General features: G+C 41.6%; 8 protein-coding genes. 7 read left to right on the forward strand and 1 reads right to left on the reverse strand.

Annotation, left to right across the window (positions count from 1 at the left end; genetic code table 11):
• Both ACLNCN_RS02405 and ACLNCN_RS02410 read left to right on the forward strand, forming a co-directional pair.
• Window positions 1-692, forward strand: a 692-nt coding sequence (locus ACLNCN_RS02405) for a GNAT family N-acetyltransferase (RefSeq protein ID WP_424844543.1), incomplete at its 5' end; no start/stop codon positions are given.
• An 11-nt stretch (window positions 693-703) separates the two neighbouring features.
• The gene (locus ACLNCN_RS02410) at window positions 704-1120 is read left to right on the forward strand and encodes a GNAT family N-acetyltransferase (RefSeq protein WP_424844544.1); all 417 of its coding nucleotides are present in this window, start codon (window positions 704-706) and stop codon (window positions 1118-1120) included.
• Window positions 1121-1853: 733 nt separating this feature from the next.
• Here ACLNCN_RS02410 and ACLNCN_RS02415 read toward each other — a convergent pair.
• The gene (locus tag ACLNCN_RS02415; protein WP_101782132.1) at window positions 1854-1946 is read right to left on the reverse strand and encodes a type I toxin-antitoxin system Fst family toxin; all 93 of its coding nucleotides are present in this window, start codon (window positions 1944-1946) and stop codon (window positions 1854-1856) included.
• Between the two features lie 133 nt (window positions 1947-2079).
• Here ACLNCN_RS02415 and ruvB point away from each other — a divergent pair, with 133 nt between their 5' ends.
• From ruvB to rseP, 5 genes are all read left to right on the forward strand, one after another.
• The gene (ruvB, locus tag ACLNCN_RS02420; RefSeq protein ID WP_424844545.1) at window positions 2080-3078 is read left to right on the forward strand and encodes a Holliday junction branch migration DNA helicase RuvB; all 999 of its coding nucleotides are present in this window, start codon (window positions 2080-2082) and stop codon (window positions 3076-3078) included.
• Window positions 3059-3631, forward strand: coding sequence for a nucleotidyltransferase family protein (locus tag ACLNCN_RS02425; RefSeq protein ID WP_424844546.1), 573 nt, complete (start codon window positions 3059-3061; stop codon window positions 3629-3631). The genes ruvB and ACLNCN_RS02425 overlap by 20 nt, the downstream gene beginning before the upstream one ends.
• 345 nt (window positions 3632-3976) lie before the next feature.
• Entirely contained in the window at window positions 3977-4735 is a 759-nt protein-coding gene (locus ACLNCN_RS02430; protein WP_084930180.1) for an isoprenyl transferase, read from the forward strand.
• Between the two features lie 8 nt (window positions 4736-4743).
• Window positions 4744-5547, forward strand: coding sequence for a phosphatidate cytidylyltransferase (locus ACLNCN_RS02435; RefSeq protein WP_000189852.1), 804 nt, complete (start codon window positions 4744-4746; stop codon window positions 5545-5547).
• Window positions 5548-5568: 21 nt separating this feature from the next.
• A complete protein-coding gene (gene rseP, locus ACLNCN_RS02440) occupies window positions 5569-6828 on the forward strand; it encodes an RIP metalloprotease RseP (RefSeq protein WP_424844547.1) in 1260 nt (419 codons plus the stop codon).
• Window positions 6829-6945: the final 117 nt, after the last annotated feature.

Here is a 6945-nt window from a genome sequence, read left to right on the forward strand (position 1 = left end):
CAGTAAACGAATATGGTCAGATGATTGGTGAGTCTGTAGTTGGTCACACGTCGGGTAAATTACCTTCTATTGATTTCTTAGAAGGGCATTATGCTAGGATAGAGGCTCTTTCCGTGGAAAAGCATGCGGAGGATTTGCTAGCTGTTTATGGTCCGGATGCTCCTCGGGAGATGTGGACCTACCTCTTTCAGGAACCAGTGGCAGATATAGAGGATCTGGTTACCCTTTTAAATCAGATGTTGGCTCGTAAGGATCGTTTTTACTATGCCATCATAGACAAGGAGACTGGTAAGGCTTTGGGAACTTTTTCTCTCATGCGCATTGACCAGAATAACCGAGTAATAGAAGTGGGAGCTGTCACTTTTTCTCCAGAGCTCAAGGGGACACGGATTGGAACCGAAGCTCAGTATCTCTTGGCTTGCTATGTTTTTGAAGAACTTCACTATCGTCGCTATGAGTGGAAATGCGATGCTCTTAACTTGCCATCAAGACGAGCAGCGGAACGTTTGGGCTTTATTTATGAAGGAACCTTCCGTCAGGCAGTGGTTTATAAGGGGCGTACGAGGGATACGGATTGGTTGTCTATGATTGATAAGGACTGGCCTCAAGTCAAATCTCGTTTGGAAACATGGTTGTCTCCTGAGAACTTTGATAAAAATGGAAGACAGTACAAGAGCCTGAGAGAACTCTAAGAGGTGTTGACATGATAACGATTAGAAAGCAAGAAATTGTCAAGCTCGAGGATGTTTTGCATCTTTATCAGGCTGTCGGCTGGACAAATTATACAAATCAACCTCAGATGTTGGAGCAGGCCTTGTCTCACTCATTAGTAATTTATCTGGCACTTGATGGTGATGCTGTGGTGGGCTTGATTCGTTTGGTTGGAGATGGTTTTTCATCAGTGTTTGTACAGGATTTGATTGTTTTGCCTACTTATCAGCGCCAAGGAATTGGTAGAGCCTTGGTGAAAGAGGCTTTAGGGGATTACAAAGATGCCTATCAAGTTCAACTGGTGACAGACCAAACAGAGAAAAATTTGGGATTTTATCGTTCCTTGGGCTTTGAAACCTTATCTACTTATGATTGCACAGGAATGATTTGGGTAGACAGAGAAAAATAATAAAACTTGTTTGTTCTTAAGCAAAGTTTAAGGATGGTCTAGTATTATATAGTCATTAAATAAAGACCTCCTAACTTTATTTAATGAAATCCTAAAACTTTTTTCATCATAATCTCCTAATGAAGTCACCCAATCAGGTGGCTTTTTTGCGTGGTAAGGTGCTGGTGATAGAAATTTTTTGCAAAACAGTAAAATTTGAGAAAAGTTAAGCTAGTTTTAAGCTTCGTCTTGTATCATATAGTTATTAAATAAAGACCTCCTAACTTTATTTAATAAAATCCTAAACTTTTCTTTTTCATAATAATCTCCCTTAACTCCACCCAATCAGGTGGAGTTTTTTTGGCTCTATTTCAGGCTTTTGGGGACTATTTTAAAAATCATTTTTCGATATTTTTCGGTATTTTTCTGATTTTGGTCGGGGAATTGGCGGGAATCTTTTTAGCGAATATGACTAAGAAATAGGTCTGTTGTCGCTTCAGCAAGTTCAACCTCACTTTGAATTTAAGTGACTGTTAATTGAAGGACTGGAAATACTGTAATAATGCTCTTGGTTGTCAAGGAGTGAGTCATCATATTGTTGTACAGATGTTAAAGCTTGAAAAGCCGAGGATATAAATCTTTGACAAAATTTGTGAACTGTGGGATAATAAAAAGGAATTGAGTACTAGTTCTATATCATAGGCTAGAAGAGACCCCAAGCTCACGACCAAATAAGCTTGGGGTCTTTTTGACACTATTTGTCCTCGTTTAGCCATTTATCGACTAATCTAAGAACGACACCGACCACAATTGGTCCGATGATAGTTTTGAGTACTAATTCCATCATGGGCTATCTCACCTCCTTTCGTAGGCGGTGTAGAAGTGCCGTATAATATTATACCACATAAGTGCTAAACTCAGGAGTCACCCAATCGGGTGGCTTTTTTGTTTGTGGCTTGGATTTTTGATATAATAGAGCCATGAGTAGAATTTTAGATAATGAGATAATGGGGGATGAGGAGTCAGTAGAACGCACGCTCCGTCCTCAGTATTTACGTGAATATATTGGGCAGGATAAGGTCAAGGACCAGCTTCAAATCTTTATAGAAGCTGCCAAAATGCGGGATGAAGCGCTGGATCATGTGCTCTTATTTGGCCCTCCAGGCTTAGGAAAAACGACCATGGCTTTTGTTATTGCCAATGAACTGGGTGTAAATCTAAAGCAGACGTCTGGGCCTGTCATTGAAAAAGCAGGTGATCTGGTAGCGATTTTGAATGATTTAGAGCCTGGGGATGTCCTCTTTATAGACGAGATTCATCGTTTGCCCATGTCAGTGGAAGAGGTGCTTTATAGTGCGATGGAGGACTTTTACATTGACATCATGATTGGGGCTGGTGAAGGCAGTCGCAGTGTTCATTTGGAGTTGCCACCTTTCACTTTGATTGGTGCGACGACTCGGGCTGGTATGCTCTCAAATCCGCTACGGGCACGTTTTGGAATTACAGGTCACATGGAGTATTATGCCCATGCTGACTTGACGGAAATTGTTGAGCGGACGGCAGATATTTTTGAGATGGAAATCACTCATGAGGCAGCATCCGAGCTGGCCTTGCGTAGTCGAGGAACCCCTCGTATTGCCAATCGTCTCCTCAAGCGCGTGCGCGATTTTGCCCAGATTATGGGGGATGGTGTTATCGATGATGTTATTACGGATAAGGCTTTGACCATGCTGGATGTTGACCATGAAGGTCTAGACTATGTGGATCAAAAAATCCTTCGCACCATGATTGAGATGTACGGTGGTGGTCCTGTTGGTTTAGGAACTCTTTCTGTTAACATAGCAGAGGAGCGTGAGACGGTGGAGGACATGTATGAACCCTACCTCATCCAGAAAGGTTTTATCATGCGGACACGTTCTGGACGGGTGGCGACTGCTAAGGCGTATGAGCACTTAGGTTATGAATACAATGAAAAATGAGCAAGAAATTCTAGAGGCTTTTAGAGAAAATCCGGATATGATGGCTATTCTGACCATCATCCGAAACCTTGGTCTGAAAGACTCGTGGTTGGCAGCAGGAGCTGTCAGAAATTTTATCTGGAATCTCTTGTCAGCCAAATCCCCTTTTGACTGTGAAACAGATGTAGATGTGATTTTCTTTGATCCAGATATTTCTTATGAGGAAACCTTGTCCCTAGAGAACAAACTGCGAGAGGACTTTCCTCAGTACCAATGGGAATTGAAAAATCAGGTCTATATGCACCTGCACAACCCTCACACTGCACCCTATACTAGCTCTCGTGATGCTATGAGTAAGTATCCAGAACGGTGTACGGCTGTTGGACTACGCTTGAATGAAGAATCTGCTTTTGAACTCTTTACTCCATATGGTCTCGAGGATATTTTGAATTTTCAAGTTCGTCCAACTCCTCATTTTTTAGAGAATGAAGATCGAATGAAGCTCTATCAAACACGATTATCCAAGAAAAATTGGCAGGAAAAATGGAAAAATTTGATTTTTAAAAATACTTAAGGAAACTTTAAGCTAGGGAGTGTATACTAAGTTCATAAGTTAAGAAGACCTTAACTTAAACTCCTAAAACTTTTTCATAATAATCTCCCTATAAAAAATAAAGTCGCCCAATCAGGCGGCTTATTTTTTTGAAAAATGGGCTTTGTGCCTGAGAATAATACTCAATGAAAATCAAAGAGCAAACTAGGAAGATAACCGCAGGTTGCTCAAAACACTGTTTTGAGGTTGCAGATAGAGCTGACGTAGTTTGAAGAGATTTTCGAAGAGTATAAATAGCTTAGTGATAGAAGAAAATAGGGAAATATGGTATAATGAAACGATAGATTTTTGAATAGGAATAAGATCATGTTTGGATTTTTTAAGAAAGATAAGGCTGTGGAAGTAGAAGTTCCGACACAGGTTCCTGCTCATATCGGCATCATCATGGATGGGAATGGCCGTTGGGCTAAAAAACGTATGCAACCGCGAGTCTTCGGACACAAGGCGGGCATGGAAGCATTGCAAACTGTGACCAAGGCAGCCAACAAACTAGGCGTCAAGGTTATTACGGTCTATGCTTTTTCTACGGAAAATTGGACCCGTCCAGATCAGGAAGTCAAGTTTATCATGAACTTGCCAGTAGAGTTTTATGATAATTATGTCCCAGAATTGCATGCGAATAATGTTAAGATTCAAATGATTGGGGAGACAGACCGCCTGCCTAAGCAAACTTTTGAAGCTCTGACCAAGGCTGAGGAATTAACTAAGAACAACACAGGATTAATTCTTAATTTTGCCCTCAACTATGGTGGACGTGCTGAGATTACACAGGCTCTTAAGTTGATTTCTCAGGATGTTTTAGATGCCAAAATCAACCCAGGTGACATCACAGAGGAATTGATTGGTAATTATCTTTTTACCCAGCATTTACCTAAGGAGTTACGAGACCCAGACTTGATTATTCGGACTAGTGGAGAATTGCGCTTGAGCAATTTCCTTCCATGGCAGGGAGCCTACAGTGAGCTCTATTTTACGGATACCTTATGGCCTGATTTTGACGAGGTAGCCTTGCAGGAAGCCATTCTTGCCTACAATCGTCGTCACCGCCGATTTGGAGGAGTTTAGGAGGTAATATGACACAGGATTTACAGAAAAGAACCTTGTTTGCAGGGATTGCCCTGGCTATTTTCCTACCGATTTTGATGATTGGGGGACTCTTGCTTCAGATAGCAATTGGAATCATAGCCATGCTAGCCATGCATGAACTTTTGAAGATGAGAGGTCTAGAGACCATGACGATGGAGGGCCTCTTGACCCTCTTTGCAACCTTTGCTTTGACCATTCCCTTGGAGAATTACCTGACTTTTTTACCAGTTGATGGGAATGTGGTTGCCTATAGTGTTTTGATTTCAATCATGTTAGGAACGACCGTTTTTAGCAAGTCCTATACGATTGAGGATGCTGTTTTCCCGCTTGCTATGAGTTTCTATGTGGGGTTTGGTTTTAATGCTCTATTAGATGCTAGAATTGCAGGTTTAGATAAGGCACTATTAGCCTTGTGTATTGTTTGGGCAACAGACAGTGGTGCCTATCTTGTTGGGATGAACTATGGTAAACGAAAACTAGCTCCGACAGTTTCTCCAAATAAAACCTTTGAGGGTGCCTTGGGTGGTATTTTAGGTGCGATTTTAGTAACCATCATCTTTATGATGTTTGACAGAACAGTTGCTCTTCCGTATGGAATTTACAAGATGTCCGTCTTTGCTATTTTCTTTAGCATTGCTGGACAATTTGGTGATTTACTAGAAAGTTCGATCAAGCGTCACTTTGGTGTCAAGGATTCTGGGAAATTTATCCCTGGACATGGTGGTGTTTTGGATCGTTTTGATAGTATGTTGCTTGTATTTCCAATCATGCACTTGTTTGGACTCTTTTAATCAAAAGACGGAGGAAATACTATGCTCGGAATTTTAACCTTTATTCTGGTTTTCGGGATTATTGTGGTGGTGCACGAGTTCGGCCACTTCTACTTTGCAAAAAAATCAGGGATTCTAGTGCGTGAATTTGCCATTGGCATGGGACCCAAAATCTTTGCTCATATTGGCAAGGACGGAACGGCCTATACCATTCGGATCTTGCCTCTGGGCGGCTATGTTCGCATGGCCGGTTGGGGTGATGATACGACTGAAATTAAGACAGGTACTCCTGTCAGTTTGACACTTACTGACGACGGTAAGGTTAAACGCATCAATCTCTCAGGTAAAAAATTGGATCAAACAGCTCTTCCTATGCAGGTGACCCAATTTGACTTTGAAGACAAGCTCTTTATCAAAGGACTGGTTCTGGAAGAAGAAAAAACATTTGCAGTGGATCACGATGCAACGGTTGTGGAAGCAGACGGTACTGAGGTTCGGATTGCACCTTTAGATGTTCAATATCAAAATGCGACTATCTGGGGGAAACTCATTACTAATTTTGCAGGCCCTATGAACAACTTTATCTTAGGGGTTGTTGCTTTCTGGATTTTAATCTTTATGCAGGGTGGTGTCAGAGATGTCGATACCAACCAGTTCCATATTATGCCCCAAGGGGCCTTGGCTAAGGTGGGAGTACCAGAAACGGCACAAATTACCAAAATTGGCTCACATGAGGTTAGCAACTGGGAAAGTTTGATTCAGGCTGTGGAATCAGAAACCAAAGATAAGACGGCCCCGATCTTGGATGTGACTATTTCTGAAAATGGTAGTGACAAACAAGTCACTGTTAGTCCGGAAGAAAGTCAAGGCCGTTACCTTCTAGGTGTTCAACCGGGGATTAAGTCAGATTTTGTATCTATGTTTGTAGGTGGTTTTACAACTGCTGCTGACTCGGCCCTCCGAATTCTCTCAGAACTGAAAAATCTGATTTTCCAACCGGATTTGAACAAGCTAGGTGGACCTGTTGCCATCTTTAAGGCAAGTAGTGATGCTGCTAAAAATGGAATTGAGAATGTCTTGTACTTCTTGGCAATAATTTCCATCAATATTGGGATTTTTAATCTTATTCCGATTCCAGCCCTGGATGGTGGTAAGATTGTGCTCAATATCCTAGAAGCCATTCGCCGCAAACCATTAAAACAAGAAATTGAAACCTATGTCACCTTGGCCGGAGTGGTCATCATGGTTGTCTTGATGATTGCTGTGACCTGGAATGACATTATGCGACTCTTTTTTAGATAATCGAGGAATATTATGAAACAAAGTAAAATGCCTATCCCAACGCTTCGCGAAATGCCAAGCGATGCTCAAGTTATCAGCCATGCTCTTATGTTGCGAGCTGGTTATGTTCGTCAAGTC

This window comes from Streptococcus sp. CL8.13 (assembly GCF_049737895.1).

What these genes read in the sequence shown, in the direction of transcription:
- ACLNCN_RS02410 (WP_424844544.1), top strand. Translation starts at nt 704, where the DNA reads ATGATAACGATTAGAAAGCAAGAAATTGTCAAGCTCGAGGATGTTTTG.
- ACLNCN_RS02415 (WP_101782132.1), bottom strand. Translation starts at nt 1,946, where the DNA reads ATGATGGAATTAGTACTCAAAACTATCATCGGACCAATTGTGGTCGGT.
- ruvB (WP_424844545.1), top strand. Translation starts at nt 2,080, where the DNA reads ATGAGTAGAATTTTAGATAATGAGATAATGGGGGATGAGGAGTCAGTA.
- ACLNCN_RS02425 (WP_424844546.1), top strand. Translation starts at nt 3,059, where the DNA reads ATGAATACAATGAAAAATGAGCAAGAAATTCTAGAGGCTTTTAGAGAA.
- ACLNCN_RS02430 (WP_084930180.1), top strand. Translation starts at nt 3,977, where the DNA reads ATGTTTGGATTTTTTAAGAAAGATAAGGCTGTGGAAGTAGAAGTTCCG.
- ACLNCN_RS02435 (WP_000189852.1), top strand. Translation starts at nt 4,744, where the DNA reads ATGACACAGGATTTACAGAAAAGAACCTTGTTTGCAGGGATTGCCCTG.
- rseP (WP_424844547.1), top strand. Translation starts at nt 5,569, where the DNA reads ATGCTCGGAATTTTAACCTTTATTCTGGTTTTCGGGATTATTGTGGTG.